This window comes from Halococcus sp. AFM35, assembly GCF_051195015.1.
Lineage (GTDB): Archaea > Halobacteriota > Halobacteria > Halobacteriales > Halococcaceae > Halococcus.
Genome location: NZ_JBNTJU010000014.1, coordinates 62,930 through 87,191, shown reverse-complemented (window position 1 = coordinate 87,191; position 24,262 = coordinate 62,930). Strand labels below are relative to the sequence as shown.

At 65.4% G+C, this 24,262-nt stretch carries 37 protein-coding genes, 2 tRNA genes and 2 pseudogenes; 28 read left to right on the top strand and 13 right to left on the bottom strand.

Annotation, left to right across the window (positions count from 1 at the left end; translation table 11 throughout):
* Together ACQUQO_RS12125 and ACQUQO_RS12120 are read left to right on the top strand one after the other, a co-directional pair.
* The coding region (locus ACQUQO_RS12125) for a transposase (RefSeq protein ID WP_435078278.1) at positions 1 to 701 on the top strand (701 nt) is incomplete at its 5' end.
* Between the two features lie 25 nt (positions 702 to 726).
* Positions 727 to 1,788: pseudogene (locus ACQUQO_RS12120) on the top strand (CBS domain-containing protein); the annotation flags it as partial.
* On the opposite strand, the gene ACQUQO_RS12115 reads toward ACQUQO_RS12120, so the two are convergent.
* A complete protein-coding gene (locus ACQUQO_RS12115) occupies positions 1,785 to 2,510 on the bottom strand; it encodes a competence/damage-inducible protein A (RefSeq protein ID WP_435078277.1) in 726 nt (241 codons plus the stop codon). The pseudogene ACQUQO_RS12120 and the gene ACQUQO_RS12115 sit on opposite strands and share 4 nt — an antisense overlap.
* 53 nt (positions 2,511 to 2,563) lie before the next feature.
* Positions 2,564 to 2,635 (bottom strand) — tRNA-His (locus ACQUQO_RS12110).
* Between the two features lie 95 nt (positions 2,636 to 2,730).
* Between ACQUQO_RS12110 and ACQUQO_RS12105 the strand changes: the two genes are divergently transcribed.
* Complete coding sequence (locus ACQUQO_RS12105) at positions 2,731 to 3,183, top strand: DUF5814 domain-containing protein (protein WP_435078276.1); 453 nt, start codon at positions 2,731 to 2,733, stop codon at positions 3,181 to 3,183.
* Here the strand turns inward: ACQUQO_RS12105 and ACQUQO_RS12100 are convergent.
* From ACQUQO_RS12100 to ACQUQO_RS12080, 5 genes and pseudogenes are all read right to left on the bottom strand, one after another.
* Entirely contained in the window at positions 3,180 to 3,590 is a 411-nt protein-coding gene (locus ACQUQO_RS12100) for a CopG family transcriptional regulator (protein ID WP_435078275.1), read from the bottom strand. The two genes, ACQUQO_RS12105 and ACQUQO_RS12100, sit on opposite strands and share 4 nt — an antisense overlap.
* A gap of 68 nt (positions 3,591 to 3,658) precedes the next feature.
* Positions 3,659 to 4,252 carry an RPA family protein gene (locus ACQUQO_RS12095; RefSeq protein WP_435078274.1) on the bottom strand — a complete coding sequence of 198 codons (594 nt, stop codon included), beginning with the start codon at positions 4,250 to 4,252 and terminating at the stop codon, positions 3,659 to 3,661.
* On the bottom strand, positions 4,252 to 5,157 hold the full coding sequence (locus tag ACQUQO_RS12090) for a replication protein A (RefSeq protein ID WP_435078280.1): 906 nt from the start codon (positions 5,155 to 5,157) through the stop codon (positions 4,252 to 4,254). The genes ACQUQO_RS12095 and ACQUQO_RS12090 overlap by 1 nt, the downstream gene beginning before the upstream one ends.
* Positions 5,158 to 5,301: 144 nt before the next feature.
* Positions 5,302 to 5,490 (bottom strand): annotated as a pseudogene (locus ACQUQO_RS12085) (replication protein A); the annotation flags it as partial.
* A gap of 102 nt (positions 5,491 to 5,592) precedes the next feature.
* Entirely contained in the window at positions 5,593 to 6,147 is a 555-nt protein-coding gene (locus ACQUQO_RS12080; protein WP_435078273.1) for a GNAT family N-acetyltransferase, read from the bottom strand.
* 192 nt (positions 6,148 to 6,339) lie between these two features.
* Here ACQUQO_RS12080 and ACQUQO_RS12075 point away from each other — a divergent pair, with 192 nt between their 5' ends.
* Complete coding sequence (locus tag ACQUQO_RS12075) at positions 6,340 to 6,615, top strand: DUF7091 family protein (RefSeq protein ID WP_435078272.1); 276 nt, start codon at positions 6,340 to 6,342, stop codon at positions 6,613 to 6,615.
* Between the two features lie 347 nt (positions 6,616 to 6,962).
* On the opposite strand, the gene ACQUQO_RS12070 is transcribed toward ACQUQO_RS12075, so the two are convergent.
* Genes ACQUQO_RS12070 through ACQUQO_RS12055 form a run of 4 tightly spaced genes read right to left on the bottom strand, consistent with a single transcriptional unit; the run spans position 6,963 to position 9,425 of the window.
* Positions 6,963 to 7,637: an ATP-binding protein gene (locus ACQUQO_RS12070; RefSeq protein ID WP_435078271.1), complete on the bottom strand. Its 675-nt coding sequence runs from the start codon at positions 7,635 to 7,637 to the stop codon at positions 6,963 to 6,965.
* Positions 7,634 to 8,419, bottom strand: coding sequence for an SDR family oxidoreductase (locus ACQUQO_RS12065; protein ID WP_435078270.1), 786 nt, complete (start codon positions 8,417 to 8,419; stop codon positions 7,634 to 7,636). Before ACQUQO_RS12065 ends, ACQUQO_RS12070 begins: the two co-directional genes overlap by 4 nt.
* Positions 8,420 to 8,441: 22 nt before the next feature.
* The gene (locus ACQUQO_RS12060) at positions 8,442 to 8,936 is read right to left on the bottom strand and encodes a Tfx family DNA-binding protein (protein ID WP_435078269.1); all 495 of its coding nucleotides are present in this window, start codon (positions 8,934 to 8,936) and stop codon (positions 8,442 to 8,444) included.
* A gap of 18 nt (positions 8,937 to 8,954) precedes the next feature.
* Positions 8,955 to 9,425 (bottom strand): TRAM domain-containing protein, encoded by a 471-nt coding sequence (locus ACQUQO_RS12055; protein WP_435078268.1) that lies wholly within the window; start codon positions 9,423 to 9,425, stop codon positions 8,955 to 8,957.
* Positions 9,426 to 9,824: 399 nt separating this feature from the next.
* Here ACQUQO_RS12055 and ACQUQO_RS12050 point away from each other — a divergent pair, with 399 nt between their 5' ends.
* The gene (locus ACQUQO_RS12050) at positions 9,825 to 10,337 is read left to right on the top strand and encodes a PH domain-containing protein (protein WP_435078267.1); all 513 of its coding nucleotides are present in this window, start codon (positions 9,825 to 9,827) and stop codon (positions 10,335 to 10,337) included.
* Here ACQUQO_RS12050 and ACQUQO_RS12045 read toward each other — a convergent pair.
* The gene (locus ACQUQO_RS12045) at positions 10,334 to 11,209 is read right to left on the bottom strand and encodes a homoserine kinase (RefSeq protein ID WP_435078266.1); all 876 of its coding nucleotides are present in this window, start codon (positions 11,207 to 11,209) and stop codon (positions 10,334 to 10,336) included. The genes ACQUQO_RS12050 and ACQUQO_RS12045 overlap by 4 nt on opposite strands.
* 91 nt (positions 11,210 to 11,300) lie before the next feature.
* Positions 11,301 to 11,371 (bottom strand) — tRNA-Gly (locus ACQUQO_RS12040).
* A 160-nt stretch (positions 11,372 to 11,531) separates the two neighbouring features.
* Between ACQUQO_RS12040 and ACQUQO_RS12035 the strand changes: the two genes are divergently transcribed.
* Genes ACQUQO_RS12035 through rpmD form a run of 23 tightly spaced genes read left to right on the top strand, consistent with a single transcriptional unit; the run spans position 11,532 to position 24,259 of the window.
* Positions 11,532 to 12,362: a putative RNA uridine N3 methyltransferase gene (locus ACQUQO_RS12035; RefSeq protein ID WP_435078265.1), complete on the top strand. Its 831-nt coding sequence runs from the start codon at positions 11,532 to 11,534 to the stop codon at positions 12,360 to 12,362.
* A gap of 12 nt (positions 12,363 to 12,374) precedes the next feature.
* Positions 12,375 to 13,385, top strand: coding sequence for a 50S ribosomal protein L3 (locus ACQUQO_RS12030; protein ID WP_435078264.1), 1,011 nt, complete (start codon positions 12,375 to 12,377; stop codon positions 13,383 to 13,385).
* The gene (gene rpl4p, locus ACQUQO_RS12025; protein WP_435078263.1) at positions 13,382 to 14,125 is read left to right on the top strand and encodes a 50S ribosomal protein L4; all 744 of its coding nucleotides are present in this window, start codon (positions 13,382 to 13,384) and stop codon (positions 14,123 to 14,125) included. Before ACQUQO_RS12030 ends, rpl4p begins: the two co-directional genes overlap by 4 nt.
* Positions 14,122 to 14,373 (top strand): 50S ribosomal protein L23, encoded by a 252-nt coding sequence (locus ACQUQO_RS12020; RefSeq protein ID WP_435078262.1) that lies wholly within the window; start codon positions 14,122 to 14,124, stop codon positions 14,371 to 14,373. Before rpl4p ends, ACQUQO_RS12020 begins: the two co-directional genes overlap by 4 nt.
* Before the next feature lies 1 nt (position 14,374).
* Positions 14,375 to 15,088 (top strand): 50S ribosomal protein L2, encoded by a 714-nt coding sequence (locus ACQUQO_RS12015; RefSeq protein ID WP_435078261.1) that lies wholly within the window; start codon positions 14,375 to 14,377, stop codon positions 15,086 to 15,088.
* Positions 15,089 to 15,091: 3 nt separating this feature from the next.
* Entirely contained in the window at positions 15,092 to 15,514 is a 423-nt protein-coding gene (locus tag ACQUQO_RS12010) for a 30S ribosomal protein S19 (protein ID WP_435078260.1), read from the top strand.
* 15 nt (positions 15,515 to 15,529) lie between these two features.
* Positions 15,530 to 16,003 (top strand): 50S ribosomal protein L22, encoded by a 474-nt coding sequence (locus ACQUQO_RS12005; protein ID WP_435078259.1) that lies wholly within the window; start codon positions 15,530 to 15,532, stop codon positions 16,001 to 16,003.
* Positions 16,003 to 17,157 carry a 30S ribosomal protein S3 gene (locus ACQUQO_RS12000; protein WP_435078258.1) on the top strand — a complete coding sequence of 385 codons (1,155 nt, stop codon included), beginning with the start codon at positions 16,003 to 16,005 and terminating at the stop codon, positions 17,155 to 17,157. Before ACQUQO_RS12005 ends, ACQUQO_RS12000 begins: the two co-directional genes overlap by 1 nt.
* Entirely contained in the window at positions 17,157 to 17,381 is a 225-nt protein-coding gene (gene rpmC / locus ACQUQO_RS11995; protein ID WP_435078257.1) for a 50S ribosomal protein L29, read from the top strand. The genes ACQUQO_RS12000 and rpmC overlap by 1 nt, the downstream gene beginning before the upstream one ends.
* Entirely contained in the window at positions 17,381 to 17,680 is a 300-nt protein-coding gene (locus ACQUQO_RS11990; RefSeq protein WP_435078256.1) for a ribonuclease P protein component 1, read from the top strand. The genes rpmC and ACQUQO_RS11990 overlap by 1 nt, the downstream gene beginning before the upstream one ends.
* Positions 17,671 to 18,093 (top strand): 30S ribosomal protein S17, encoded by a 423-nt coding sequence (locus tag ACQUQO_RS11985; RefSeq protein ID WP_435078255.1) that lies wholly within the window; start codon positions 17,671 to 17,673, stop codon positions 18,091 to 18,093. Before ACQUQO_RS11990 ends, ACQUQO_RS11985 begins: the two co-directional genes overlap by 10 nt.
* Positions 18,093 to 18,491: a 50S ribosomal protein L14 gene (locus ACQUQO_RS11980; RefSeq protein ID WP_435078254.1), complete on the top strand. Its 399-nt coding sequence runs from the start codon at positions 18,093 to 18,095 to the stop codon at positions 18,489 to 18,491. The genes ACQUQO_RS11985 and ACQUQO_RS11980 overlap by 1 nt, the downstream gene beginning before the upstream one ends.
* A gap of 16 nt (positions 18,492 to 18,507) precedes the next feature.
* Positions 18,508 to 18,864: a 50S ribosomal protein L24 gene (gene rplX / locus ACQUQO_RS11975; RefSeq protein WP_435078253.1), complete on the top strand. Its 357-nt coding sequence runs from the start codon at positions 18,508 to 18,510 to the stop codon at positions 18,862 to 18,864.
* The gene (locus ACQUQO_RS11970; protein ID WP_435078252.1) at positions 18,857 to 19,621 is read left to right on the top strand and encodes a 30S ribosomal protein S4e; all 765 of its coding nucleotides are present in this window, start codon (positions 18,857 to 18,859) and stop codon (positions 19,619 to 19,621) included. The genes rplX and ACQUQO_RS11970 overlap by 8 nt, the downstream gene beginning before the upstream one ends.
* Positions 19,618 to 20,136: a 50S ribosomal protein L5 gene (locus ACQUQO_RS11965; protein WP_435078251.1), complete on the top strand. Its 519-nt coding sequence runs from the start codon at positions 19,618 to 19,620 to the stop codon at positions 20,134 to 20,136. Before ACQUQO_RS11970 ends, ACQUQO_RS11965 begins: the two co-directional genes overlap by 4 nt.
* Positions 20,133 to 20,306, top strand: coding sequence for a 30S ribosomal protein S14 (locus ACQUQO_RS11960; RefSeq protein ID WP_004054028.1), 174 nt, complete (start codon positions 20,133 to 20,135; stop codon positions 20,304 to 20,306). Before ACQUQO_RS11965 ends, ACQUQO_RS11960 begins: the two co-directional genes overlap by 4 nt.
* Positions 20,303 to 20,695 carry a 30S ribosomal protein S8 gene (locus tag ACQUQO_RS11955; RefSeq protein ID WP_435078250.1) on the top strand — a complete coding sequence of 131 codons (393 nt, stop codon included), beginning with the start codon at positions 20,303 to 20,305 and terminating at the stop codon, positions 20,693 to 20,695. The genes ACQUQO_RS11960 and ACQUQO_RS11955 overlap by 4 nt, the downstream gene beginning before the upstream one ends.
* Positions 20,696 to 20,697: 2 nt before the next feature.
* The gene (locus ACQUQO_RS11950; protein ID WP_435078249.1) at positions 20,698 to 21,246 is read left to right on the top strand and encodes a 50S ribosomal protein L6; all 549 of its coding nucleotides are present in this window, start codon (positions 20,698 to 20,700) and stop codon (positions 21,244 to 21,246) included.
* The gene (locus ACQUQO_RS11945; RefSeq protein WP_435078248.1) at positions 21,236 to 22,135 is read left to right on the top strand and encodes a 50S ribosomal protein L32e; all 900 of its coding nucleotides are present in this window, start codon (positions 21,236 to 21,238) and stop codon (positions 22,133 to 22,135) included. The genes ACQUQO_RS11950 and ACQUQO_RS11945 overlap by 11 nt, the downstream gene beginning before the upstream one ends.
* Positions 22,128 to 22,589: a 50S ribosomal protein L19e gene (locus tag ACQUQO_RS11940; RefSeq protein ID WP_435078247.1), complete on the top strand. Its 462-nt coding sequence runs from the start codon at positions 22,128 to 22,130 to the stop codon at positions 22,587 to 22,589. Before ACQUQO_RS11945 ends, ACQUQO_RS11940 begins: the two co-directional genes overlap by 8 nt.
* Positions 22,589 to 23,170 (top strand): 50S ribosomal protein L18, encoded by a 582-nt coding sequence (locus ACQUQO_RS11935; RefSeq protein ID WP_435078246.1) that lies wholly within the window; start codon positions 22,589 to 22,591, stop codon positions 23,168 to 23,170. Before ACQUQO_RS11940 ends, ACQUQO_RS11935 begins: the two co-directional genes overlap by 1 nt.
* Entirely contained in the window at positions 23,163 to 23,795 is a 633-nt protein-coding gene (locus ACQUQO_RS11930; RefSeq protein WP_435078245.1) for a 30S ribosomal protein S5, read from the top strand. The genes ACQUQO_RS11935 and ACQUQO_RS11930 overlap by 8 nt, the downstream gene beginning before the upstream one ends.
* Positions 23,795 to 24,259, top strand: coding sequence for a 50S ribosomal protein L30 (rpmD, locus tag ACQUQO_RS11925; RefSeq protein ID WP_435078244.1), 465 nt, complete (start codon positions 23,795 to 23,797; stop codon positions 24,257 to 24,259). Before ACQUQO_RS11930 ends, rpmD begins: the two co-directional genes overlap by 1 nt.
* Positions 24,260 to 24,262: the final 3 nt, after the last annotated feature.

Genomic DNA, 24,262 nt, shown 5'->3' with positions numbered 1-24,262 from the left:
CGCGTCCGCCGGGACGGCGGACGCTTGATCGCTTCATCACTGACTTCGCGCTCGTTGCCGAGGACGTGTTCATCACGTTGGTTCACGAGCTTGCCGAGCAAGTACCGCTCGGCAAGCTCTATCGGATCGATGGTACCGACATCCCCGCCGATCAGCAGGATGATGACGCTGAGTGGAACTACGATCACGCTGAAGATGACTTCTACTACGGGTACGGCTGCTGTCTGGTGACCGCTGCTGATAATATTCCGGTCGCAGCCACGTTCACACAGGCGAAGAAGGTCGATCAGGAGACGGCGACGCGCGTCACGACTGACGCGCTCGCCGTCGAGAAACCGATCTGGATGCTGGGTGATGCCGAATTCGATATGCTCGATTGGCACGACCGCCTGCTGGAGCAGGGGGTCGTGCCGGTTGTGCCGTATAACCAACGCAACACCGATGAACCGCTCGATATCGAATATCGTGTTGAGGACACGATCGCGGTTTCAGAGGAACGGTTAGATGAGGCCTATCGGAAACGGTCACGGATCGAGACAGCGATTGGTGTCTGTAAGGATCTCGGCCTCGGGACCCCACGGGTCCGAGGCCGAGTCAGAGTCGAATCTCACGTCTTCTTGGTGCTGTGTCTGCGGCTTGCGGTTGCCCTCACAAATCACGAACGGGACAACGATATCGCCAGTCCAACCATCACGCTATGAGAACTGTTCTGCACCACCGCCGACGCTGATGAACACCACGTTCGGGACGGCGCTGCCGGGTGCGGCGCTGTCGGCGGGCACGATGCCCTACATCCTCGGCGTGGCCGCCGCACTCGGCCTGTTCGCGGGCGTCATCCTCCACGAACTCGGCCACTCGGTCGTGGCGATGCGCTTTGGCTACGACATCGACGCCATCACGCTCTGGTTCCTCGGTGGTATCGCCCAGATGGCCGAGATGCCCGAGGACTGGCGTCAGGAGTTCGCCGTCGCCGTCGCGGGTCCCGTCGTCAGCGTCGCTCTCGGTATCCTCTCCTTTGGAGCCTTCCTCGTCGTCCCCGAGGGGCTGCCGGGCGTGCGTTTCGTGGTCGCCTATCTCGCACTGTTGAACATCGCGCTCGCGGCGTTCAACCTCCTTCCGGGGTTCCCGATGGACGGCGGGCGCGTCCTGCGTGCGCTGCTCGCGCGCAATCGTACCCACGCCCGTGCCACCCAGATCGCCGCCGAGGTCGGCAAGGGATTCGCCTTCCTGCTCGCGCTCGCGGGGTTGTTCGGCGGCAACCTCTTTTGGATCGCCATCGCGTTTTTCATCTACATCAGCGCCGCCGGCGAGGCCCAACAGGCAGTGACGAAGGCCGCTCTGCAGGGTGTGGTCGTCGAACGGGTCATGACGCCCGCCAGGGACATCGACGCCGTCACACCCGAGACGAGCGTCGCCGACCTCGTCGAGCGGATGCTCGGGGAACGCCACACCGGCTACCCCGTCCTCGACGACGGCGACCTCGTGGGGATGGTCACGCTCTCGGACGCTCAGGAGGTCCGGGAAGTCGAACGCGACGCCTACCGGGTCGAGGAGGTGATGAGCCGCGACCTCCACACGATCCCCGAGGACAGCGATGCGATGACCGCACTCTCGACGATGCAGTCGAACGGTGTCGGCCGGCTGCCCGTCCTCGACCTCCGTGGGGAGTTCATCGGTCTCGTCTCCCGAACGGACCTGATGACGGCACTCACGATACTCCAATCGAGCGGGGCGGAAGCGACGGGCGACACCACCCAATCGCCGCGCTCGCCGGACGAATCGCTCTAGCCCTCCGGGGCTGGCACCGTCTCGATACGCGCACGCAGCCAATCGGCCGCCTCGTCGAGCACAGCACTGTCCTCGCCGACGAGTTTGATGCGGTTGTGGCGCACCTCGCGGTCGGGATAACAACCCACAGCGACGTCAAAGCGCTCTTCAGTCGCGGTGAGGTCGGGAATCAGCTCCGCTTCCGGAATGTTAGTATAAAACGTCCGTGAGCGCACGCTCCCCCCGAACGCCTCCGCGACGCTCTCGAACATCGCCTGCATCTCCTCGGGGATGCCGGGAAGCACGTAGACGTTTTCGATGACACAGCCGGGCGCGAGACCCGGCTCGTTTATGAGTGGCTGACTGTCCGCCGGAATCGATGCCTCGGCGTCGATGTCGAGTTCGATGTCGGGATACTCCTCGCGGACGGCTTCGACCGTCTTTTCGATGTCGGTTCGTGCGCGCTCGTTGACCGCGAGCGAGCGGTCGAAGGCCTCGGCCACGGCGTCCATCGTGCGGTCGTCGGGCGTGCCGCCCAACCCGCCGGTGACGATGACCGCATCGAACGCTTCGGAATACTCCTCGACCTTACTGGCAATCAACTCGCGGTCGTCGGGCACCACGAGAATCCGCGCGACGGTCGCCCCGCGCTCTGCGAGTCGACTGGCCAGCCACGTCGCGTTGGTGTTCGCGGTGTCGCCCGAAAGCAGTTCGTCGCCGATGGTGAGAAGAGCAACATCCATTGTCGGAAGGAAGGAGAGCGGACGGATAGCCCTTCGTTGTTTGGCTCTGTGAGGTCCGGGTGCGAGAATCGAACCCGCGTCTCAGCCTCCACAAGGCTGAAGGATGACCATTACCCCAACCCGGACACGCATTCGATGATATCCGCGCGCGGATAAAGTACGTTACGACTCCCGCCGAACGGTCCGCGACGCTTTTGGCGCTCTCCATCCTACTCCGAGCGTGGCCATCACGGACAAGATCTACGTCAAGAACCACCGCCGCATCGGCTCGCAGCTCGAAACGCGAATCCCCAGAAGCGCGTTCAGCGGCGCGACCCTCGACCTGCTCTACTCGGGCGAAGGTCTCTCGAAACTCGACGACGCCACCCAAGAGCGCGTGCTCGATTTCGCCGAGGACTTCCTGGACTGTGACTGCGAGTCGAATCCCTACTGTGGCCACCCAGAACGCAAGTTCATCCGCTACCTGCTCGACCTCCGGGCGGGCGGTCTCGGCCCGGAGGCCATCGTCGACGTCATGAGCGACGACTACCTCGTGACAGCCTACCCGGGGGACGTTCTCTCCTTTCTCGATAACTCGGTGCGCACGCTCGACGCGATGGAGGACCTCGCAAGCGTCGAGAAGAATCGGGAGATGGAGCGCCGCGTGAGCGAACGCAAGCGCGACCTGCTCTAACCGAGTCTGTACGGCTCTTCTTCGTCCTCGCCGTCGAGTTCTTCGAGCTGAATCACGTCCTCGCCGCCCTCTTGCTCTTCGAGGCGCTGGCTCAACTGGGTGACGTATCGGCGGTGTTCGTCGAGCTGGTCGCGGAGATGCTCGGCTTCGAGTTCGAGGCGTTCGTGCTCACGGACGTAGCTTTTGGGCACCTCGACTTTCGGCGGAAAGCTCGACGTCTCCGTCTCGCTGTCGTCGACCTCGTGTTCGGGGACGACTTGGACCTGTCCGTCGTGGGCAACCAACATCTCGACGTAGTTGCGAAAGACAGCCGAAAGCGAGATGTCGCGCTCCTCGGCGATTTCCCGCAGCGTCTCGAAGGCGTCCTCGTTGACGCGAAAGGAAATCGTCTTGTTCTTGTTACCCATCTCGAAGCGGACTTGTGACCGCGCGAACTTAGGTCTTCGTCAGACAGTCCCAGCCGAGACGTCGCGACTCAGCCGCTTTCGGCGGCGACCTCGTCCTCTTCCTCCAAACTTTCGAGGGCCGATACCGCCTCGCGTCGGTAATTTTCAAGGGGTAAGTCATACCGCTCCTCGGCCATTCTGGCATATTCGTTGGTCTCCTCCTCGAAGGCTCGAATCCGCTCGATGGTGTGCTCGGCGGTCTCGACCACCCAGCGGTCGCGGGTGGCCGCGTCCACTACGGTGATCGACTCCGGCCGGACGGCGACGTTCGTGTCGCCGTCGTCGGTCTCGTAGGTCCGCGGTTTGCCCGCCACCGCGACGTATTCGGGGGGTTCGATTTCCCGGAGCGCGCTCGCGGCCTCGGGCTGGTACTGGCCGGCATAGACGTAGAAGGTTCCTGTGGGGTCGACGACACGACCCTGCCAGTATTCCGAATCCGACCCCACGTCCTCGGTCTCGGTGAGCGTCCCGACGAAGAAGATTCGATTGGCGCGCTCACCGGTTGGAAGGAGGAGATAGACCGGCGCGCGCTCCTCGTCGCTCTCCTTGAACGTGTCGCTGCCGTCGCTGAACTCGCGGGCGAAGACGCGCCGGGCGACCTCGCGGGTTGGTGCGCCGCTCATCAGAGCGACCTCGCTTTGATGAGCGTCTCCTCGGCATCGGTCGGCCCGTCTAGCCGTTCGAAATCGTTTGCGAGCACATATCGGCCGAGCGTCGGCCCCTCGACGCGATAGTAGCTGCCGAGGACTTCGTTCCGAATCTCGTCGGCTACTACTGTGGTATCGAGCGCGTCCATCGCCATCTCCTTCGCTTTATCGAGGGTGATGTCCGCGAGTTCCTCGGTCGCCTCTTGGTTGAAGATGGTCTCGTGCACAGTAGTACCGTCGTCGATGACGGCCTTCACGCGGAGGTCGAACTCGCCCTCGACCTCGCCGTGTTCCGAACAGCGGCCGTTCTGGAGCACGCGCGTACAGCCTTCTTCGGGACAGCGCTTGATGAGACCGCTCCCGCGCTGGATGTCCACCAGTGCGCCTTCGACGGTGACGGCATCGTCACCGACTTCGATCTCCTCGTCGACTTCTTCGATACCGGTCGTGCGATTCAGTTTGACCGAGAACCGCCCTTCGTACTCGTCGGTCACGAGATTCGTGAGTCGGTAGACGCTTCCCTCACCGAGTTCAGGCAGGTCAGACGTCGCCCACTTGGTGAATTTGATGGTTCCCGAGGGGTCGCCCAACAGTCCGACTTGGGCGACCGACTCGCTCCGTGGCTCCCAGAGCTGAGTGACTTTCGCCGTCAGGTCGACCCACTCTTCGGGAGCGTCGATTTCGGCTATCTCGCGCTCCTCGCTCGTACCGCTCGATTCCGGCACGTCGATCTCCTCGTCGAGTTCCTCGATACCCGTCGTGCGATTCAGTTTGACCGAGAACCGCCCTTCGTACTCGTCGGTCACGAGGTTTTCGAGCCGATAGACGCCGCCCTCGTCGAGTTCGGGCAGGTCCGAGGTCGCCCACGCGGTGAACTTTATCGTCCCCGTCTCGTCGCCCAACAGGCCGACTTGGGCGATGGAGTCGCTCCGTGGCTCCCAGAGCTGAAGTACCTCGACGGTGAGGTCGACCCACTGTTCGGGTGTGTCGATGGTCTCAATAGTTCGCTCCTCGCTGTCGCCGCCGAGTTCCTCGCGGTCCATCCCCGCCTCGTCGAGGTAGCTGCTCGTGACGCTCCGGCGGGCCTCCTCGGCAGGCACTCGGTACTCGTTGACCAGCGTGTCGAGGCGCTCTTCGACCTCCTCGACGCTGATATCCAGTGTATCGGAAAACTGCTCGTGTATCTCCGCTGCGTGCTGTTGTACGTCCGTCATTGGGTGTCCTGTCTCCGCGTTGTTTTCGATGGGAGACACTCGTGGGTTGGTGCCCGATGGTATAAAAAGTTCCGCGAGCGGAGTGAAAGTGATTCTCGGGCGCTATGGCGTCGTCCCGTCACGCTGCTCGCGCCACTCGGATTCGAGCAACCCATACTGCTCCTCGTCGACGTATGCGCCCTCCGCAAACGACGATTCGCGCTTCGTTCCTTCGTGAGTGAAGCCGATGCGTTCGAGCAACCGCTGCGAGGCAGTATTCGACGTCATCACTACCCCCGAGATACGATGCAACCGTAGTTCGCGGAACCCGTATGCCACGATGCGTTCGCACGCTTCTATAGCGTAGCCGTTTTTCTGCCGTTCGGGCACGACCCAACAGCCGAGATTCGCCCACCCGCGACTGTCGTCAATTGGATACAGCTGCACGGAGCCGACCGGGTCGCCGTCAGCATGGATGAGAAGCGTTGCTCCACTATCGCTGCTGTCGATGTTCTCGAACGTTTCGCCGTATCGCTCCGCATTCTGTGGCAGGCGAAACGCCGAGATATACCGCCGCACGTTCGGGTGATTCACTCCCCGCACGAGAAATTCGATGTCCTCCTCTTCGACTGTTCTGAGGTCGATGCTATCGCCGTCGATGAAGACTGTTCCTGACATGGTTGTGAGATTGCTGGCTAGAGGCGGTATCTGCCTGAACCGGACTGCTCCGGAGTGTGACCCTGCGGCGTCAATCCGAACAGAAGAGTTGTGAGGTCATCGAATACCTTCGAGCCGGACCACCGAGAGGGCGATAATAAACCTTCCGAGGGAGCCGATGGGCCTTTGTAGCGCGCACCCCGACCCAAAGTCATGAGCGACGACGGTCCAATCGCGCGCTTTCTCCACTCGACGGCGCGCGCGGCGGGCCGGCGGTACGCCGAGTCCAAACACGCCTACAGCGACGGGCAGACCCGTGCCGAGGGCGATGGCCCGTACGACGAACACGCCCGCATCGTCTGCCGGCGGTACGCACAGAAACGCACCGTGATGCTCGACGGCTACGAACCCGACTGTTTCGAAGCGGGCCATCCCGACTGCGAGGGCTGTCTCGAAGACGTTCGTGAGGGGACCGTCGAGACGTGGTAGACCGCCCCACTCCTTGAAAAACCTAGACTAAAAAGGCCGCTCGCTCGGCCCCAGTCTCGCTCGCGGTTCGATACCTGACCTCCGCCCACCGCACCGCAACGGGCACATCCTCCCCAACCGATTCGCTCCGCTCGTTGCACTCGCTTCACTCATCCACCGTCAGAGCGAAGTCGTCCGGAAGAGCTTCGCTCTTCCGTGATGACGGAAGACGCGTAGCGTCTTCCGAACCACTCTGACGAGCCTGCACTCGCTCAGACCTCGCACGAGTCGCGCCGGAGGCGCGACCGCGCGCCGACCGCTCCGCAACCACAAGCAAAGCGACAACAGCCATCAGTCATCGAGCGGCTTCAGGTCGGTGTCAGTAGCTCGCAGTAGTGAAACTCACCGTCACCGACCGGCCGCGTGACCGTTTCGCCGGTCGTCACGCTCACTGGCTTCTCGAAAACCGGGCCATCCCACACGAAGGTATGGAACTCGCCGTTCTCGCCACACGGGTCCACCTCGTCGGGGAGGTCCGCGAGGAACTGCGCATCGAACGCACGACCCGCGAACGAGGGGCCGAGTGGCTCACCGTCGACCGAGACGACGGTCGCCTCGAACCGCTCGGCGAAGTCGGCCGCGAGCGCCGCCGTGTCACGTCCCCAGAGCGGCCAGTAGCCATCGAGGGCGCTGTTCGAGAGCTGCTCCTCGCGGTAGGCCCGCACGTCGTCGAGCAGGAGGTCGGCGAAGGCGATGCGTTCGATACTTCGCTCTGCATAGCCCTCGATGACCGCCGCCATCGCCCGCTCGTACGCCTCGTTCGTCGCGTCGGCCGGAAGCTCGACGAACTCGACCGGCAGCCCCACCGCCGCGGCCTGTCGTTCGTACAGCTCGCAGCGCACACCGTGCATGCTGCTCCGATTCGTCTCGGTCCCAATCGTCGTCAACAGCCCTTCGACGTGGACGTCCTCGGCTCGCCGCATCTCGGCGAGTGCCACGGCAGCGTCCTTCCCACCGCTCCACGACAGAACCGTGCGTATCAACCTCTGAGCGTGCCGCCATCGACCGGCAGCGCCGTCCCGGTGACGAAACTCGCCCGTGCACTCGACAGGAAGGCGACCGCATCGCCGAGTTCGCGCGGGTCGCCGACCCGTTCGAGCGGAATCCCGTCGGACCAATCGGCCAGTCCTTCTTCATAGTTCTCGTACTCGCCGCGCTCGACGCCCGCCTCGACGAGTTTCTCGATGCGCGGCGTCTCGTGACTGCCCGGCAGGACGGCGTTCGCCCGGATTTCGGGGGCGAACTCCCGCGCGACAGTATCGACCACGCCCGTGACCCCGCGGCGGACGGCGTTCGAGAGGACCAGCCCCTCGATTGGCTCGCTCACGCTCGTCGAGGTGATGGCGACCCACGTGCCGGCATCGCTCGCGTCGAGATGCGGGTGGGCCGCCGAGAGCGTGCGGACGACGCTCATCACCAGCAGGTCGTAGGCTGCGTACCACTCCTCCTCGGGGATGTCGAGAAACTCCCCACTGGGAGGACCGCCGGCCGACGTGACGAGATGGTCGAGTCCGCCGAACGCATCGACGGTCTCCGAGACGAGTCGCTGGATGTCCTCGCCGTCGGTGATGTCGACCTGCACCGCGAGCACGTCGCCCGAACCCGCGGCCTCGACGGTCTCGCGCGCCTCGTCGAGTCGGTCGCCGTTCCGTCCGCAGATGGCCACGTCCGCTCCCTCCGCGACGAGTGCTTCGGCGCTCGCCAGTCCGAGACCGCTCGTGCTGGCGGTGACGAGCGCTGCATTGCCGTCGAGTTCGAAGTCCATACCTGCCCGATGGACGCCCGAGTTATAGCTCCTGCTCTCCCGGTGTTCCATGTCCGTCTCGCGTCCCGCTGCGCACCCGCACCTCGCCCGCACGGGTGACACCCACGAACAGTTCCCTCCTGACCTCGCGGCCCCGCACCGCCCCGCCAGCGCGGTCGCTGACGGTGTTCATGAGTTCCGGCGCGGTGTGGTTGACCTTCACACCGGCCTCATCACAGGCGTCATAGACCTGCTGGGGCACGTCGTAGAGGTCGGTGTCGGCCGGAATGAGAACACGAACCGGGGCTTCGAGCGCGTCGACGAACGCCACGGTCTCGCGGGCGCGTTCGACGTTTTCGCGGGCACTCGCCTCGATACCCGCGACGTTCGCCCGCGAGGTGTCGAGTCGCTCGGCGATGGCGTGCTGTTTCAGCCCGCGCTCGCGCAGCACCAACACCGTGGCCTGCCGAGGTGTGAGCACGCTTGTCGTCGGGTCGAAACCCGTCCGGGAGAAGACCTCGTCCGCCTCGTCGGCCATCGGACTGTCCAGTCCGGCCTACCCGCCCCAGAAGTTCTCGCGGCTGCCGAGGCGCTGGCGGCGCTTCGGTCGCCCGTCCGTCTCGTTCGCTTCGCTCTCGTCGTCCACGTCCTCGTCGGCCTCATCGTCGTCCGCATCGCCCTCATCCTCCTCGTCCATCGGCAGCCGTTCGAGTTCGTCCGCCCGCGCGTGATTCGAACGGACCTTCGTTATCTTCACCCGCGAGCGCGCGTCGGGGAGGACGCCATCGACGAACACGATGAACCCGTCCTCGGTGCGCCCGACGCCCGCCCCGCTCTCGTGCATGTCCTCGACGGTGACGACCAGTTCCTCGCCGATGGTCACCGGCTGGGATTTCAGCTCTCGAATCGGCTGGTTGTAGTGGTTACACCACTCCGCGCCGCCACGAGTGCCGTAATGCTGACAGCCCATCCCGTCGATGCGCTCTGAAAAACTGGGGCATTCGTCGGCGAGTGGACAGTCCGCCATGCGGGTAGTAGCACACCGCCGGGCTAAACGCTTACGAACCGCCACCTTTTGCTGCGCTCAGTCGCGCTTCGCGCTCCTTCGCTGGCAAAATGTGGATCAAAAGCCAACGTCACCCCCTCCGAGGGTTCCTCGGCCCGCTCGCTCCCACCGGTCGCTCGCGGTCTGACGACTGACGCATCCCGCGACCGCTCCGCAACCACACCACACCGTCGAAGCCCTCGGCGCGCTCCCTTCGGTCGCGGCACTCGCTTCGCTCGTGCCACGCGCCTCGCCCTTCATCCTCCAAGGCCCGCACCGCAAACCGCTACCGCACTGCGGCCGGCGGCCACGACCGCACCGCCGCCGCACGGCAGCCGCGCCGTCCCACAGTATATCCATCCGGCCTCGTTATGGAGGGCAATGGCATGGAACGACGTCGCCGACTGGGTCACACTCACCGACGGCGAGGAGGTGCTCTGGCAGGGCCACCCGAGCCTCCGACTCATCACACCCTCGGTGGTCGTCGGACTCGTCCTCGCCCTCGGCGGTCTCGCGCTCACCGTCGTGCTGACCGACCCGCCGGTTCGCTGGCTGCCCCTGCTGGGGGTCCCGCTGGGTATCGCCGTCGTCGCATGGGCGTACGTCTCGGTCGTGAGCACCCGGTACGTCCTCACGACCGAGGAAGTCTATCGGAAAAACGGAATAATCAACCAGAGCGTCGCCCAGATACGACTCGACAGAGTCCAGAACACGACGTTCAGCCAGTCGTTGACCCAACGGCTGTTCGCCTACGGCGACATCACCATCTACACCGCCGGCTCCGACACGATGGACATCACCCTCGCCGACGTGCCGAACCCACAGCAGGTGAATCGTCATCTCACCGAGGCGCTCGACGCCGCTAGCGAGTCGGGTGCGAGAACCCATCCTTAGTGAATCGTCGCGCCCCGTCCGACCCGCGACCGATAGACGCGCGCCTCGATGCCGGCGTCGGCGAACGCATCGAGCATCGCGCTGCCGACCGCCCGCCGGTCGCCCGTCCGACAGGTCGCGAGCACTGCGGGACCGGCCCCGCTCACAGTTACGCCCGTGGCTCCCGCCATGAAGGCTTCCTCGCGGACCGCCTCGTAGCCGTCGATGAGCGCCGCACGTGCCGGCGTCACCACCGAATCGTCCATTCCTCGGCCCACGAGTTCGGGGTCGTCACGACACATGCCGACCGCGAGGGTCGCGGCCTTGCCGACGGTTGCGACCTGCTCGCCCATCGTCACCTCCTCGGGAACCACCCGGCGCGCGTCGCGCGTCGAGACCACGGTCTCGGGCAGGCAGGCCACAAGCGGTATCGACGTATCGACCCGCGTGATACCCTCGTCGGTGGCGATGGTGAACCCACCCAGAATCGAGGGAGCGACGTTGTCGGCATGGGCAGTACCGGAAACCACGGCCTCGCCCTCCGCGGCAATCGGGACGAGCTCCTCGCGCGTGTTCCCGCGGTCGTAGAGTTCGTCGAGCGCAACGGCGGCGGCCGCGGCGCTCGCCGCCGAGGAGCCAAGCCCCGACGCCGGCCTGACTCCTTTATCGATTTCGATGTGAGCCGGCGCGTCGAGTGCCGCCGCGACCGCCCCGACGGTGTTCTTTTCGGGATCCTCGGGGATGTACTCGCTGCCGGTTCCGGTGACCTCGATGGTGGTTTCGTCGGCCTTCGTAACGCGGACGATATCGGCCGGGCGTGAGAGGGCAACGCCGAAGACATCGAAGCCACTCCCGAGGTTGGCGCTCGTCGCCGGGGCCCGGACGGTGAGCATGACCCCGATTGCGAGAGTGGGGGTAAAAGGGTAGCGACGGCAGCCGCTCGTCCGTTTCGGTCAGCGGTTCGACGATACGGACACCGAGAAGTGCGCTGGCCGAGATTTGAACTCGGGTTGTGACCATGGCAAGGTCACGTGATACCACTACACTACCAGCGCCCTGCACTCCATCGTCGGAGGGTTGGGGGTAAAAACGTTCCGGAGCGCTCATCGCCCACGTCCTGTGAACGCCCGCCACGGCCGCACGGAAACGCTATCCTTTTATCATCGAGTCCGATAGGAGCGCCACAGTCTAGTGGCACGGCGCGAAAGCGTCGGCATGACACGCAGCGTGCTCGTGCCGTCATCGCTCTGCCGGGAAGCACAGGATAAACGCGAGGCGACCCACAAGGTCGGTCTCGTCGCTCGTGCGGCCACCGTCTTCCGGGTCGACCGTGTAACGGTCTTCCCGGACCCGGACGGCGACCGGCGATGGGGTGGCGGGTTCGTTTCCACGGTATTGGCGTACGCCGCGACCGCCCCCTACCTCCGAAAGGAGGCGTGGGGCACGCGGGACGAACTGGAGTACGCGGGTGTCCTGCCGCCGCTTCGCGCGGCCGCTCGGACCGGCTCCGAATCGAACGGTTCGGGGTCGAAAAGACAGGGAATCGTGACCGAGGTCGGCCCTGATGGGCGCGTTCGGGTCAATTGCGGCTTGCAACACCCGATCTCGCTCGTCGCTCCACCAGAGATGGCGGTCGACGAGGGGGAGCGCGTGACCGTCAGGATCTCTTCGCGAGAGCCGGTTCGCGCGCGCATCACGGACGAAGCCCCTCCGGGCTTTGCCGTCGAGCGCGCGGACCTCTCGGCAGCGCTCGGCCGTGAGGACGCCGGGCTTCGGGTCGCCACGTCGCGCCACGGTGAGGTGCTGACGACGGAGCGACTCGGGGCGCTGGCCGGGCGTGCCGACGACGGGCTGACCGTCGCCTTCGGCGCGCCCGAGAGAGGGCTGCCGGCGATGCTCGGCATCGACGAAGCGTCGGTGGCGAGCGACTCGAACCACGCAGGGTTCGACTGCTGGCTCAACACGGTTCCGGAGCAGGGTAGCGAGGTCGTGCGAACCGAGGAGGCGGTGTTCGCGACGCTCGCGCCCCTGACGCTTCCACAGTGAGGTAGCACACACATGGTACAACCAACCAGACCACGCAAAGGCTCGCTCGGCTACGGGCCACGAAAGCGCGCGAGCAGTGAAGTGCCGCGCTTCGGCTCGTGGCCGGACGACGACGGACAGCCCGGGCTGCAGGGGTTCGCCGGCTACAAGGCCGGCATGAGCCACGTCGTGATGATCGACGACGCGGCCAACTCGCCACGCGAGGGGATGGAGCAGACCGTCCCCGTCACGGTGGTCGAGACGCCCCCGATGCGCGCGGTCGCGCTCAGAGCCTACGAACAGACACCCTACGGACTCCGCCCGCTCACCGAAACGTGGACCGACGAGTTCCACGACGATCTCGACCGGGCGCTCGACGTTCCAGACGGCGAATCGGACCCCGGGGCCTTCGAGGAGGCAGTACAGGAAAACGACGTCGCCGAGATCCGCGCCATCACCCACACCGTACCGGGCGAGATGGTGAACATCCCGAAGAAGCAACCGGACGTGATGGAGACGCGCGTCGGCGGCTCTGATGTGTCGGAGCGCGTCGAGTTCGGTCTCGACCTCGTCGCTGGCGGGGGCGAACACGAGCTGACCGAGGTGTTCCGGCCCGGCGAGTACATGGACGCCGCGGGCGTCACCAAGGGCAAAGGAACGCAGGGCCCAGTGAAACGCTGGGGCGTCCAGAAACGCAAGGGCAAACACTTCCGGCAGGGGTACAAGCGCCGCATCGGCAATCTCGGCCCGTGGAACCCCTCGCGCGTGCGCTCGACCGTTCCTCAGCAGGGCCAGATGGGCTATCACCAGCGCACCGAGTTGAACAAACGCCTCGTGAGCGTCGGCGACGGCGACGACGCCAGCGCCGAGGGCGGTTTTGTAGGGTATGGCGAAGTCGACGGTCCCTACGCGCTCGTGAAAGGCTCGCTTCCCGGTCCGGACCAGCGGCTCCTCAGGTTCCGGCCGGCGATACGACCCGGAGACCAGCCGCGCCTCGACCCCGAGGTGCGCTACGTCTCGACGGCATCGAACCAAGGACAATGACGACAGTATACGACACAGACGGCGCGGAGGCGGGCGACGTGGACCTCCCCGAGGTCTTCACAACGCCGCACCGCCCGGACCTCATCGGTCGGGCGGTGCGCACCGCACAGGCCAACCGCGCACAGCCGTACGGCGCGGACGACTACGCGGGCATGCGCACGCCCGCCGAATCGTTCGGCAGCGGTCGTGGCATGGCCCACGTCCCCCGTTCCAATGGACAGGGCCGGCGCGTCCCCCAGACCGTGGGCGGGCGACCGGCACACCCACCCAAAGAGGAGAACGAGCGCTCGCTGAAGCTCAACGACAACGAACGCAAGCTCGCCACTCGGAGCGCCATCGCGGCCACCGGCGACCGCGAGCGCGTGAGCGAGCGCGGCCACGCAATCGAGGGCTTCGACGGCGACCTGCCGCTCGTGGTGGCAGACGACTTCGAGGACCTCGTGAAAACGCAGGAGGTCGTCTCGCTGCTCGAAGCGCTCGGCGTCCACGACGACATCGAGCGCGCAGAGAACAAGACCGTGCGCGCGGGTCGCGGCACGACTCGCGGCCGGAAGTACAAGCGGCCGACCTCGATTCTGTTCGTCACGGGCGACGAACCGTCGAGGGCGGCCCGGAATCTCGCGGGTGCCGACGTCGCCACCGCGCGCGAGGTCAACACGGAGGACCTCGCGCCGGGCACGCAGTCGGGTCGACTCACGATGTGGACCGAGAGCGCACTCGCGGAGGTGGCCGACAGATGACGGATGTGAAATATCCCTACGTGACCGAGAAGGCGATGAACGATATGGACTATCGCAACACGCTCCAGTTCGTCGTGGCGAGCGACGCGACGAAGCCGGCTATCCGCGAGGAGGTCGAGGAGCGCTTCGACGTGGCGATAACGAACGTTCGTACGCAGGTCACGCCACAGGGCGCAAAGAAAGCGACGGTCACACTCTCAGACGAGGACGACGCACAGGACGTCGCCTCGCGCATCGGGGTGTTCTGAGATGGGACGACGCATTCAGGGCCAACGGCGCGGTCGCGGAACGCCGACGTTCCGCGCGCCGTCCCATCGCTACAAGGCGGACCTCGCCCATCGCACCGTCGAGGAGAGCGACGTGGTTTCGGGAACCGTGGTCGACCTCGAACACGACCCGGCCCGGAGCGCACCCGTCGCGGCGGTGGAGTTCGAGGACGGCGACCAGCGCCTCGTGCTCGCGCCCGAGGGCATCGGCGTCGGCGAGGAGATTCAGGTGGGTGTTTCGGCCGAGATCAAGCCCGGCAACACGCTGCCGCTGGCGGAGATTCCGGAGGGCGTGCCGGTCTGTAACATCGAGAGCCAGCCGGGCGACGGCGGGAAGTTCGCCCGGTCGTCGGGCGTGAACGCCCAACTGATAACCCACGACCGACAGTCGGCCATCGTCGAGCTGCCAAGCGGCGAGACCAAGCGGCTCAACCCGGACTGTCGGGCGACCATCGGCGTGGTCGCCGGTGGCGGCCGAACGGAAAAGCCGTTCGTGAAAGCGGGCAACAAACACCACAAGATGCGCTCGCGGGGCACGAAATGGCCGCGCGTGCGCGGCGTGGCGATGAACGCCGTCGACCACCCCTTCGGTGGCGGTGGTCGCCAGCATCCCGGCCAGCCGAAAAGTGTCTCACGGGATGCCCCACCCGGACGGAAGGTCGGCGACATCGCCAGCAAGCGGACGGGGAGGAAGTAATTCATGAGTTCGGACTACAGAACCGGCCGCGAGGGCGAGTTCACCTACCGCGGCCATACGATGGCAGAGCTACAGGAGATGGACATGGAGGCGGTCGCCGAGTTGCTGCCGGCGCGCAAACGCCGCAGCATCGAGCGCGGCCTCTCGGTCGAGAAGGAGAAACTCCTCGCCAAGGCACAGGACAGGGACGAGGAGGAGACGGCGAACGACCCGATTCGGACGCACCTGCGCGACATGCCGGTGCTGCCGGAGTTCGTCGGGAAGACCTTCGCCGTGCACAACGGTCAGGACTTCGAGCGCGTTCGCGTGGAGCCGGAGATGCTCGGCCACTATCTGGGCGAGTTCCAGCTCACCCGAACGTCGGTCGAACACGGACAGGCGGGCATCGGCGCGACACGCTCCTCGAAGTTCGTGCCACTCAAATGATGGAGGTATAACGCAATGGGAATCAGTTACAGCGTGGACGCGGACCCGGAGAAGACGGCGAAAGCCATGCTCCGCGAGCGCCACATGAGCCACAAGCACAGCAAGGAAATCGCCCGCGAGATAAAGGAGATGACCGTCGCCGAGGCGCGCGAGTACCTCGAAGCGGTCATCGCGGGCGAGCAGTCGGTGCCGTTTCGCTCGCACAACACGGGCGTGGGCCACCGCAACGACATCGACGGCTGGGACGCCGGTCGCTACCCCGAGAAGGCCAGCGAGGCCTTCCTCGACCTGCTCGAAAACGTCGGCGCGAACGCCGAGCACGCGGGCTTCGAACCCGAATCGATGACCATCGACCACGTCGCCGCCCACAAGGTCGGCGAGGTGCAGGGCCGCAAGCCCCGCGCGATGGGGCGGGCCACGGCGTGGAACACTCCTGAAGTAGATGTCGAGATAGTGGTTGAAGAGCCGGACGAGGAGGTCGAGAACTGATGGCGACCGAACAGCAGTTCATCGAGGACGGGATGCAGCGCACCCAGATCGACGAGTTCTTCGCCGAGGAGCTGGCCCGTGCGGGCTACGGCGGGATGGACCTCGCCAAGACCCCGATGGGCACGCAAATCGTCCTCCGGGCGGAGAAGCCGGGGATGGTCATCGGCAAGGGTGGGAAGAACATCCGGAAGATAACGAGCGAGCTCGAAGAGCGCTTCGACCTCGACGACCCCCAAATCGACGTCCAAGAGGTCGACGAACCCGACCTCAACGCCCAGATCGTCGCCGACCGACTCGGCAACGCTCTGGAGCGTGGATGGTACTTCCGGAAGGCCGGCCACACGACCATCGACCGCATCATGGACGCGGGCGCACGCGGTGCCGAGATCACCCTCAACGGCAAGGTGACTGGCGCACGCTCGCGCAACGAGAAGTTCAATCGTGGCTACATCAAGCACAACGGCGAACCCTCACAGGACATCGTCGACCGCGGCGACGGCGTCGCGGTGATGAAGCTCGGGACTATCGGGGTCACAGTAAAGATCATCCCGCCGAACGCCGACCTGCCCGACGACTTCCGCATCCACGAGGACGTCGACACCGAGTCGCTCGTTCCCGAGGACATCGAAGCCGACGAGGTCGAGGCGCTGCTCGGCGAGGCCGAGGAACCGGCAGCCGGTCCCGAGGAATCCGAATCCGACGAGGAGTTCGAACTCACCGAGGAGGAAGCGGGGACCGAGACGGCCGAGGTCGCCGAAGAGGAGATCGTCGAAGAAGGTGTCGAGGACGAGACCGGTGCGGCCGAAACCGGAGCCGAGGAGGCCGATATCGACGACGAGCTTTCCGAGGAGACCGAGGCCGACGCCGAGGCGATCCTCGACGAGATGGAATCGACCGAGGCGACCGACGCCGACGTCGACGCGAGCGAACAGCCCATCGAGAGCGCGGCCGGTGCGGGGCTAACCGCTATCGACGGCGTCGGCGATGCCAAGGCCGCAGCGCTGCGCGAGGCGGGCTTTGAGACCGTCGCCGATATTCAGGAGGCGAGCGAGGACGACCTCGCCGAAGCCGAGGGCGTCGGCGACGCCTTCGCCGAGCGCATCAAGGAAGGTGCGAGCGAGGTCGACCCCGCGGACGTGGAGGGTGAGAACTGATGGCCATCCTGCACAGCGCCGAAATCCGCGACATGACACCGGCCGAGCGCGAGGTCGAACTCGAAGAGTTGGAGACCGAACTCCTCAACTCGCGGGCCGTGCAGGCCGCCGGTGGCGCACCGGAGAATCCGGGTCGCATCAAGGAACTGCGGCGCACCATCGCCCGGCTGAAGACGATTCGCCGGGAAGAGGACGACCTCGACGAGAGCGAGGGGGCGTCGTGATGGCGCTGACGGCCGAGACGGTCGCGCGACACGAACTCCGCGGGCTACACACGAAAGTCGCCGCGGCGAGCAACGGCTCGCTCGTCGGCATCGAGGGAGACGTGGTCTCCGAGAGCGAGAACACGCTCGTGGTCGAACAGGGCGGACGAACGAAACGGGTGCCGAAAGCCGGGGCGACCTTCGAGTTCGCTCTCGGCGACGGCGCAGAAGGGGCCGAGTACGCGACGGTCGCGGGCGAGCGACTCGTCGCGCCGCCGGCCCGGCGGACGGAAACGACAGGTGATTCGAAATGGCGTTAGGACTCAACGTAACGGAGCCGGAGACGACCTGCGACGACCCGAACTGTCCGTTCCACGGGACGCTGTCCGTGCGCGGCGGGACGGTCGACGGCATGGTCGCCTCCACGGACATGGATAGGTCGGTGGTCGTCGAGCGCGAGTACGACGTCACGGTACCGAAATACGACCGACAGATGAAACGACGGTCGCGCACGCCGGCACACGCGCCGGACTGTCTCGATTTGACTGTCGGCGACGCGGTGCGGATCGCCGAGACGCGCCCGCTGTCGAAGACGAAAGCCCACGTCGTCGTCGGGACGCTCGATACGACGCGCGATCTGGGTGCGAGTAGCCTCTCGGGACCGTCTGACCCCGAGAGCGAGGTTGACCTGAGCGACATCGGCTCGTCCGACCAAGAGGAGGGTGAGTCCTGATGGAAGCGCTCTCGGCGGACGTCACGCAGGGACTCGAAAAGGGCTCGCTCGTGACGTGTGCGGACAACACGGGCGCGCGCGAGTTGAAGGTGACCAGCGTGTCGGGCTATTCGGGCGTCAAGAACCGCCATCCGAAGGCCGGTCTCGGCGACAAGATCACCGTGTCGGTGACGAAGGGCACCCCCGAGATGCGCCGCCAGATCCTCGAAGCGGTCGTCATCCGCCAGCGCAAGCCGATTCGCCGACCCGACGGCACGCGCGTCAAGTTCGAGGACAACGCCGCCGTCGTGGTCGACGACAACGAGGACCCTCGGGGTACCGAACTCCGGGGACCGGTCGCCCGCGAGGTCGCCGAACGCTTCGGCTCCATCGCCAGCGCGGCGACGATGATAGTATGACTACTACCGCACAATCATGAGCAAACAACCACACAAACAGCGGACACGCGAGGAGCGCGCGCCGCTCCACGAGAAGCACAGGCAGGTCCGTGCCACCCTCGCGGACGACCTCCGCGAGGAGTACGGGAAACGTAACGCACGGGTGAACGCCGGCGACACCGTCGAGGTCATGCGCGGCGACTTCGCCGGCGAGGAGGGCGAGGTCGTCACCGTCGACCTTCAGGACGCGGTCGTCCACGTCGAGGACGTCACCCTCGAAACCGCCGACGGCGAGGACGTTCCCCGGGCGCTCGACGCGAGCACCCTCCGAATCACGGACCTCGACCTCGACGACGACCGCCGCGAGGACCGACTGGAGGGCGGGAATGAGTAAGCATCAAAAGCGGCTCTCGGTGCCGGATTCGTGGCCCGTCGAGCGCAAGACGGCGACGTTCACCGTGAAGGCCGACGCCGGTCCACACGGCGAGCAGGGCGTGCCGCTGCTCATCGTGCTCCGTGACGTGCTCGGCTACGTCGATAGTAGAAAAGAGGCGCGCTATGCGCTGAATCAGGGCACAGTATTGGTGAACGGCGAGTCGCTCGACGACGAGGAGCGACCCATCGGCATGTTCGACATCGTCGAGTTCGAAGAACGCGACGAGCACTATCGAGTGTTCCCCGACGAGGGCGGGCGGCTCGCGCTCTCGCCCATCGACGCTGGAGACGCCGACTCGAAACTCGGCAAGATCGTCGGCAAGGGGCAGGTTCCCGGCGGGAACACCCAGCTCGCGCTGCACGACGGTCACACCCTCGAAGTCGAGGATGGCGAGTACGCTGGCGGCGATTCCATCGTCATCGACCACGACGACGAAATCCTCGCCCACTTCCCCTACGAGGAGGGCGCGCTCGTGACGGCCGTGCGCGGCCAGCACGCCGGCGAGATCGGCGATATCGAGGAGATTCAGGTTACTCCAGGGAGTTCGCCGAACAACGTCCGCGTCTCTCAGGACGACGGCGAGGGCTTCGAGACGATTGCGGAGTACGTCGTCGTCATCGACGAGAACTTCGTCGAGGGCGACGAGGAGGAGACCGTCACGACCGCCGGCGAGGGTGCCGAGGTGGCCGAGGACACAGGAGGTGACGGCGAATGAGCGAGGCTGCCGGGTTCCACGAGATGCGCGAACCCGTCGTCGAGAAGGTCGTCGTCCACATGGGCGTCGGCCAGGGCGGGCGCGAACTCGCCAACGCCGAGGAAATCCTCGAAGCGGTCACGGGCCAAGAGAGCGTTCGAACGCGCGCGAAGGCGACCCAGCCCGAGTTCGGCATCCGCGAGGGCGACCCAATCGGTGCGAAGGTCACCCTCCGCGGCGACGAGGCAGAAGAGTTTCTGGCGACGGCGCTCGACCTCGCGGAGATATCCCGGTCGCAGTTCGATACTACTGGTAACTTCAGTTTCGGCGTCGCCGAGCACACGGAGTTCCCGAGCCAGGAGTACGACCCGAACACCGGCATCTACGGGATGGATATAACTGTCAACCTCGTCCGGCCGGGCGCGCGCATCAACAAGCGCACGAAGGTGACCCGGAAGGTTCCGAGTCGCCACCGCCTCGACGTCGAGGACGCGATTGCCTATCTCGAAGAGAGCTACGACATGGAGGTACAATGAGCGAAAGCGATGTGGAGACGGGCGAACACGCGAGCAAACGCACGGGCCAGTTGGAGGCCTGCCAGCGCTGCGGGCGCAAGCAGGGTCTCGTCGGGAAGTACGACATCTGGCTCTGCCGACAGTGTTTCCGCGAGATCGCCCGCGGCATGGGGTTCGAAAAATACCAATGACCGACAACGACCCGCTTGCGGACGCGCTTTCCGGTCTCGACAACGCCGAAGGCGTCGGCAAGCTCGACATGACTGTGCAGCCCGCCTCGAACACCATCGGCTCCGTCCTGGAGGTCATCTACGACCGCGGCTACATCGACGGCTTCGAGTTCGTCGACGACGGCCGTGCCGGAAAGTTCGAGGTCGAACTCAGAGGCAAGATCAACCGCTGTGGCGTCGTCAAGCCCCGGTATTCGGCCGGGGCCGACGAGTTCGAGAAGTGGGAGAAGCGATTCCTCCCGGCCCGTGACTACGGGACGCTCATCGTCACGACGAGCCACGGCGTGATGAGCCACTACGAGGCTAGAGAAGAAGGTCTCGGCGGGCAGGTGCTCGCATACGTATATTGACAATGACAGAACAACGACTTACGATTCCGGAGGGAGCAAGCGCGGAGGTAGAGCGCTTCGACCTCACGGTCTCCGGCGAGAGCGGTAGTGTCACGCGACGGCTCTGGTATCCGAACGTCTCGGTCACCGTGGACGAGGGCGAAATCGTCATCACGAGCGACGTCGAGGACGCGAAGACGGCCGCGACGATGCAGACGTTCGCCAGCCACGTCGAGAACGCCTTTTATGGTGTGAGCGAGGGCTGGACCTACGAGATGGACGTGTTCTATTCGCACTTCCCGATGCAGGTCCGCGCCGACGAGGGCGAGGTAGTGATTCAGAACTTCCTCGGCGAGCAGGCCCCGCGTCGGACGCCGATTCGTGGCGACACAGTAGTAGAGGTCGACGACGAGCACATCACCCTCTCCGGTCCGAACAAGGAGGACGTCGGCCAGACCGCCGCGGACATCGAACAGCTCACCCGCGTCAGCGGGAAGGACAGTCGAGTGTTCCAAGACGGTGTGTACATCAGCGAGAAACCAAAGCGGGAGGTGAGCGCCGGTGGCCAGTAGCGAACGCGAGCTGACGGCGGTCGACGGCGTCGGCGAGGAGACCGCCGACGACCTCCGCGCAGCCGGTTTCGAGACGGTCGCGGACCTCCGCGAGGCAGACCAGGACGACCTGAGCGAGGTCGAAGGTATCGGTACCGCCCTCGCCGCACGCATCAAGGCCGACGTCGAGGAGATCGACGTCGAAGAGTCGGACGGGGAGACACCCGAGGAACTCACCGAGGTCAGCGGCGTCGGCGAGGAGAAGGCCGACGCACTGCGTGCGGCCGGTTTCGAGACCGTGGCCGACCTCGAACGCGCCGAGCAGTCGGCGCTTGCGGACGTCGAGGGCATCGGCAACGCCCTCGCCGCACGTATCAAAGCCGACGTCGGCGGTCTCGAAGTCGAAGAGGAGACCGAAACCGAGGTCGAAGAGGAGGCTCCCGAAGCGGAGCCGGACGTCGAGACCGAACTTCAGCCACGCGGTCTCACAGAGAAGACGCCCGACCTCGACGACGAGGAGCGGCGGCTGATCGGCGAGCGCCAGCGACGGTCCCAGCCGAAGTTCAACCGGCAGGACCACCACAAGAAGAAACGCGTCGGCACCTCGTGGCGACGACCCCGCGGCCAGCTCTCGAAGCAGCGCCGTGGCGTCAAGGGCAAGGGCGTGAAAGTCGGCGCTGGCTACCGAACCTCGACGGAAGTGCGCGGGCGACATCCGAGCGGGTTCGAGGAAGTCCGCGTCGAGAACACCGACGACTTGGAAGGTGTCGATGGCGACCGACAGGCAGTTCGCATCGGTTCGTCAGTCGGCGGTCGCAAGCGCGAACGCATCGAGGAACAGGCCGAAGACGACGGTATCCGAGTGCTCAATCCGACCTACGTCGAAGTGGAGGTGACCGAGAATGAGTGACCTGAGCGCACAGCGACGGCTCGCGGCGGACGTCCTCGACGTCGGGGAAAATCGTGTGTGGTTCGACCCCGAAGAACAGGGTGAAATCGCCGAGGCCATCACCCGCGAGGACATCCGCGAGCTGGTCACTGAGGGAACGATAGACGAAAAAGACGCGAAATCGAACTCGCGTGGCCGTGCGCGCGAGCGCAACGAAAAACGCGCCGCCGGCCACCGAAAGGGACCCGGGACGCGAAAAGGGACCGCCGGCGCGCGACAGAACAGCAAGGACGCATGGGTGTCGCGGATTCGTGCCCAGCGTCGCCGGCTGAAGGAGCTACGAGACGACGACACGCTGAACCGGACGCAGTACCGCACGCTGTACGACAAGGCGGGCGGCGGCGAGTTCGAGAGCGTCGACAGGCTCGAAAGCTTCGCCGAGAACGAATTCGACATCGAACTGGAGGACGAATAATGGCAACAGGACCACGATACAACGTACCGATGCGCCGCCGGCGCGAGGTCCGGACGGACTACCATCAGCGGTTGCGCCTGTTGAAATCAGGCAAACCCCGACTGGTCGCTCGCAAGAGCAACCGCCACGTCAGGGCGCAGCTGGTGACCCCCAGTCCCGACGGTGACGAAACGAACGCGAGCGCGAACTCGGCCGACCTCGCCGAATACGGCTGGGAAGCACCAACAGGAAACCTTCCCAGCGCGTATCTCACGGGGCTGCTCGCCGGGCTGCGCGCGCGAGACACCGACATCGACGAGGCCGTCCTCGACATCGGTCTCAACACCGCAACGCCGGGAAGCAAGCTGTTCGCGATACAGGAGGGCGCTATCGACGCCGGACTCGACGTGCCGCACAACGACGCGGTGTTCGCCGACTGGGAGCGCACCAGCGGCGAGCACATCGCCGAGTACGCCGACAGTCGGGACGAGCCGCTGTATTCGGACGATTTCGACGCGACCGAACTCCCGGACCATTTCGAGGAGGTACGACAGACAATCATGGACGAATTCGACCACGAACTGGGAGGTAGCGATGAGTAATCGAGGCTGGGAGCCGCGCACGCGGCTCGGCAAGCAGGTCGCCGAGGAGGAGATCACCACGATGGACGAGGCGCTGAACTCGGGCCTCCCGCTCAAAGAACCCGAAATCACCGACCAGCTGCTCTCGCTCGAAGACGACGTGCTGGATATCAACATGGTCCAGCGGATGACCGACTCCGGGAGGAGAGTTAAATTCCGGTGTGTGGTCGCCATCGGCGACCGCAACGGCTACGTCGGCTACGCCGAGGGCCGCGACGACCAAGTGGGGTCAGCGATCCAGAAGGCCATCGAAATTGCCAAGCTCAACATGGTGCGCGTCTCGCGTGGCTGTGGCTCGTGGGAGTGTGGCTGTGGCCGCCCGCACACCGTGGCGCTCCGCACCGACGGCAAGGCCGGCAGCGTCGAGGTCGAACTCCGGCCCGCTCCCCGTGGGTTGGGTCTTGCGGCGGGGGCGACCGCCCGGTCGGTGCTCGAACTCGCCGGCATCGAGGACATCTGGACGCACTCCTCGGGCAAGACCCGTACAACGGTGAACTTCGCGAAGGCAACCTTCAACGCGCTCAAGGCGACCAGCGAGGCACGGGTGCCAGAGCGCGCCATCGAGCAGCGGGAGGTGATCGAGTGATGCAAGCACTCGTCCAGCTGCGCGGCGAGGTGAACATGGAGGGTGGCGTGCGCGATACGCTCTCGATGCTCAACGTCCACAGCACGAACCACTGCGCGCTCGTGCCCGAGACCGACACCTACGAGGGGATGATAACGAAAGTCAACGACTACGTTGCCTTCGGCGAGCCGAGCCCGGGCGTGCTCTCGACGCTGCTGCGGACCCGCGGCGAGCCGGCCGAGGGCGACGCCAACATCGACGACGAGTGGGTGAGCGAGAACACCGACTATGACGACGTGTCGGCGCTCGCGGAGGGCCTGCTCGCCGAGGAGACGACGCTGCGGGAGGCGGGGCTGTCGCCGGCGCTCCGGCTGCATTCACCGCGAGGCGGCCACGACGGCGTGAAACACCCCGTCCCGGAGGGTGGCGAACTCGGCAGGCACAGTACGGACGAAATCGACGCGCTGTTGACGGCGATGCGCTAACCG

Bases quoted from the DNA above. Each gene is read 5' to 3' on its own strand.
- ACQUQO_RS12115 (WP_435078277.1), bottom strand. From the start codon at position 2,510: ATGGATGTTGCTCTTCTCACCATCGGCGACGAACTGCTTTCGGGCGAC.
- ACQUQO_RS12100 (WP_435078275.1), bottom strand. From the start codon at position 3,590: ATGGGTAACAAGAACAAGACGATTTCCTTTCGCGTCAACGAGGACGCC.
- ACQUQO_RS12095 (WP_435078274.1), bottom strand. From the start codon at position 4,252: ATGAGCGGCGCACCAACCCGCGAGGTCGCCCGGCGCGTCTTCGCCCGC.
- ACQUQO_RS12080 (WP_435078273.1), bottom strand. From the start codon at position 6,147: ATGTCAGGAACAGTCTTCATCGACGGCGATAGCATCGACCTCAGAACA.
- ACQUQO_RS12075 (WP_435078272.1), top strand. From the start codon at position 6,340: ATGAGCGACGACGGTCCAATCGCGCGCTTTCTCCACTCGACGGCGCGC.
- ACQUQO_RS12065 (WP_435078270.1), bottom strand. From the start codon at position 8,419: ATGGACTTCGAACTCGACGGCAATGCAGCGCTCGTCACCGCCAGCACG.
- ACQUQO_RS12060 (WP_435078269.1), bottom strand. From the start codon at position 8,936: ATGGCCGACGAGGCGGACGAGGTCTTCTCCCGGACGGGTTTCGACCCG.
- ACQUQO_RS12055 (WP_435078268.1), bottom strand. From the start codon at position 9,425: ATGGCGGACTGTCCACTCGCCGACGAATGCCCCAGTTTTTCAGAGCGC.
- ACQUQO_RS12050 (WP_435078267.1), top strand. From the start codon at position 9,825: ATGGCATGGAACGACGTCGCCGACTGGGTCACACTCACCGACGGCGAG.
- ACQUQO_RS12045 (WP_435078266.1), bottom strand. From the start codon at position 11,209: ATGCTCACCGTCCGGGCCCCGGCGACGAGCGCCAACCTCGGGAGTGGC.
- ACQUQO_RS12035 (WP_435078265.1), top strand. From the start codon at position 11,532: ATGACACGCAGCGTGCTCGTGCCGTCATCGCTCTGCCGGGAAGCACAG.
- ACQUQO_RS12030 (WP_435078264.1), top strand. From the start codon at position 12,375: ATGGTACAACCAACCAGACCACGCAAAGGCTCGCTCGGCTACGGGCCA.
- rpl4p (WP_435078263.1), top strand. From the start codon at position 13,382: ATGACGACAGTATACGACACAGACGGCGCGGAGGCGGGCGACGTGGAC.
- ACQUQO_RS12020 (WP_435078262.1), top strand. From the start codon at position 14,122: ATGACGGATGTGAAATATCCCTACGTGACCGAGAAGGCGATGAACGAT.
- ACQUQO_RS12015 (WP_435078261.1), top strand. From the start codon at position 14,375: ATGGGACGACGCATTCAGGGCCAACGGCGCGGTCGCGGAACGCCGACG.
- ACQUQO_RS12010 (WP_435078260.1), top strand. From the start codon at position 15,092: ATGAGTTCGGACTACAGAACCGGCCGCGAGGGCGAGTTCACCTACCGC.
- ACQUQO_RS12005 (WP_435078259.1), top strand. From the start codon at position 15,530: ATGGGAATCAGTTACAGCGTGGACGCGGACCCGGAGAAGACGGCGAAA.
- ACQUQO_RS12000 (WP_435078258.1), top strand. From the start codon at position 16,003: ATGGCGACCGAACAGCAGTTCATCGAGGACGGGATGCAGCGCACCCAG.
- rpmC (WP_435078257.1), top strand. From the start codon at position 17,157: ATGGCCATCCTGCACAGCGCCGAAATCCGCGACATGACACCGGCCGAG.
- ACQUQO_RS11990 (WP_435078256.1), top strand. From the start codon at position 17,381: ATGGCGCTGACGGCCGAGACGGTCGCGCGACACGAACTCCGCGGGCTA.
- ACQUQO_RS11985 (WP_435078255.1), top strand. From the start codon at position 17,671: ATGGCGTTAGGACTCAACGTAACGGAGCCGGAGACGACCTGCGACGAC.
- ACQUQO_RS11980 (WP_435078254.1), top strand. From the start codon at position 18,093: ATGGAAGCGCTCTCGGCGGACGTCACGCAGGGACTCGAAAAGGGCTCG.
- rplX (WP_435078253.1), top strand. From the start codon at position 18,508: ATGAGCAAACAACCACACAAACAGCGGACACGCGAGGAGCGCGCGCCG.
- ACQUQO_RS11970 (WP_435078252.1), top strand. From the start codon at position 18,857: ATGAGTAAGCATCAAAAGCGGCTCTCGGTGCCGGATTCGTGGCCCGTC.
- ACQUQO_RS11965 (WP_435078251.1), top strand. From the start codon at position 19,618: ATGAGCGAGGCTGCCGGGTTCCACGAGATGCGCGAACCCGTCGTCGAG.
- ACQUQO_RS11960 (WP_004054028.1), top strand. From the start codon at position 20,133: ATGAGCGAAAGCGATGTGGAGACGGGCGAACACGCGAGCAAACGCACG.
- ACQUQO_RS11955 (WP_435078250.1), top strand. From the start codon at position 20,303: ATGACCGACAACGACCCGCTTGCGGACGCGCTTTCCGGTCTCGACAAC.
- ACQUQO_RS11950 (WP_435078249.1), top strand. From the start codon at position 20,698: ATGACAGAACAACGACTTACGATTCCGGAGGGAGCAAGCGCGGAGGTA.
- ACQUQO_RS11940 (WP_435078247.1), top strand. From the start codon at position 22,128: ATGAGTGACCTGAGCGCACAGCGACGGCTCGCGGCGGACGTCCTCGAC.
- ACQUQO_RS11935 (WP_435078246.1), top strand. From the start codon at position 22,589: ATGGCAACAGGACCACGATACAACGTACCGATGCGCCGCCGGCGCGAG.
- ACQUQO_RS11930 (WP_435078245.1), top strand. From the start codon at position 23,163: ATGAGTAATCGAGGCTGGGAGCCGCGCACGCGGCTCGGCAAGCAGGTC.
- rpmD (WP_435078244.1), top strand. From the start codon at position 23,795: ATGCAAGCACTCGTCCAGCTGCGCGGCGAGGTGAACATGGAGGGTGGC.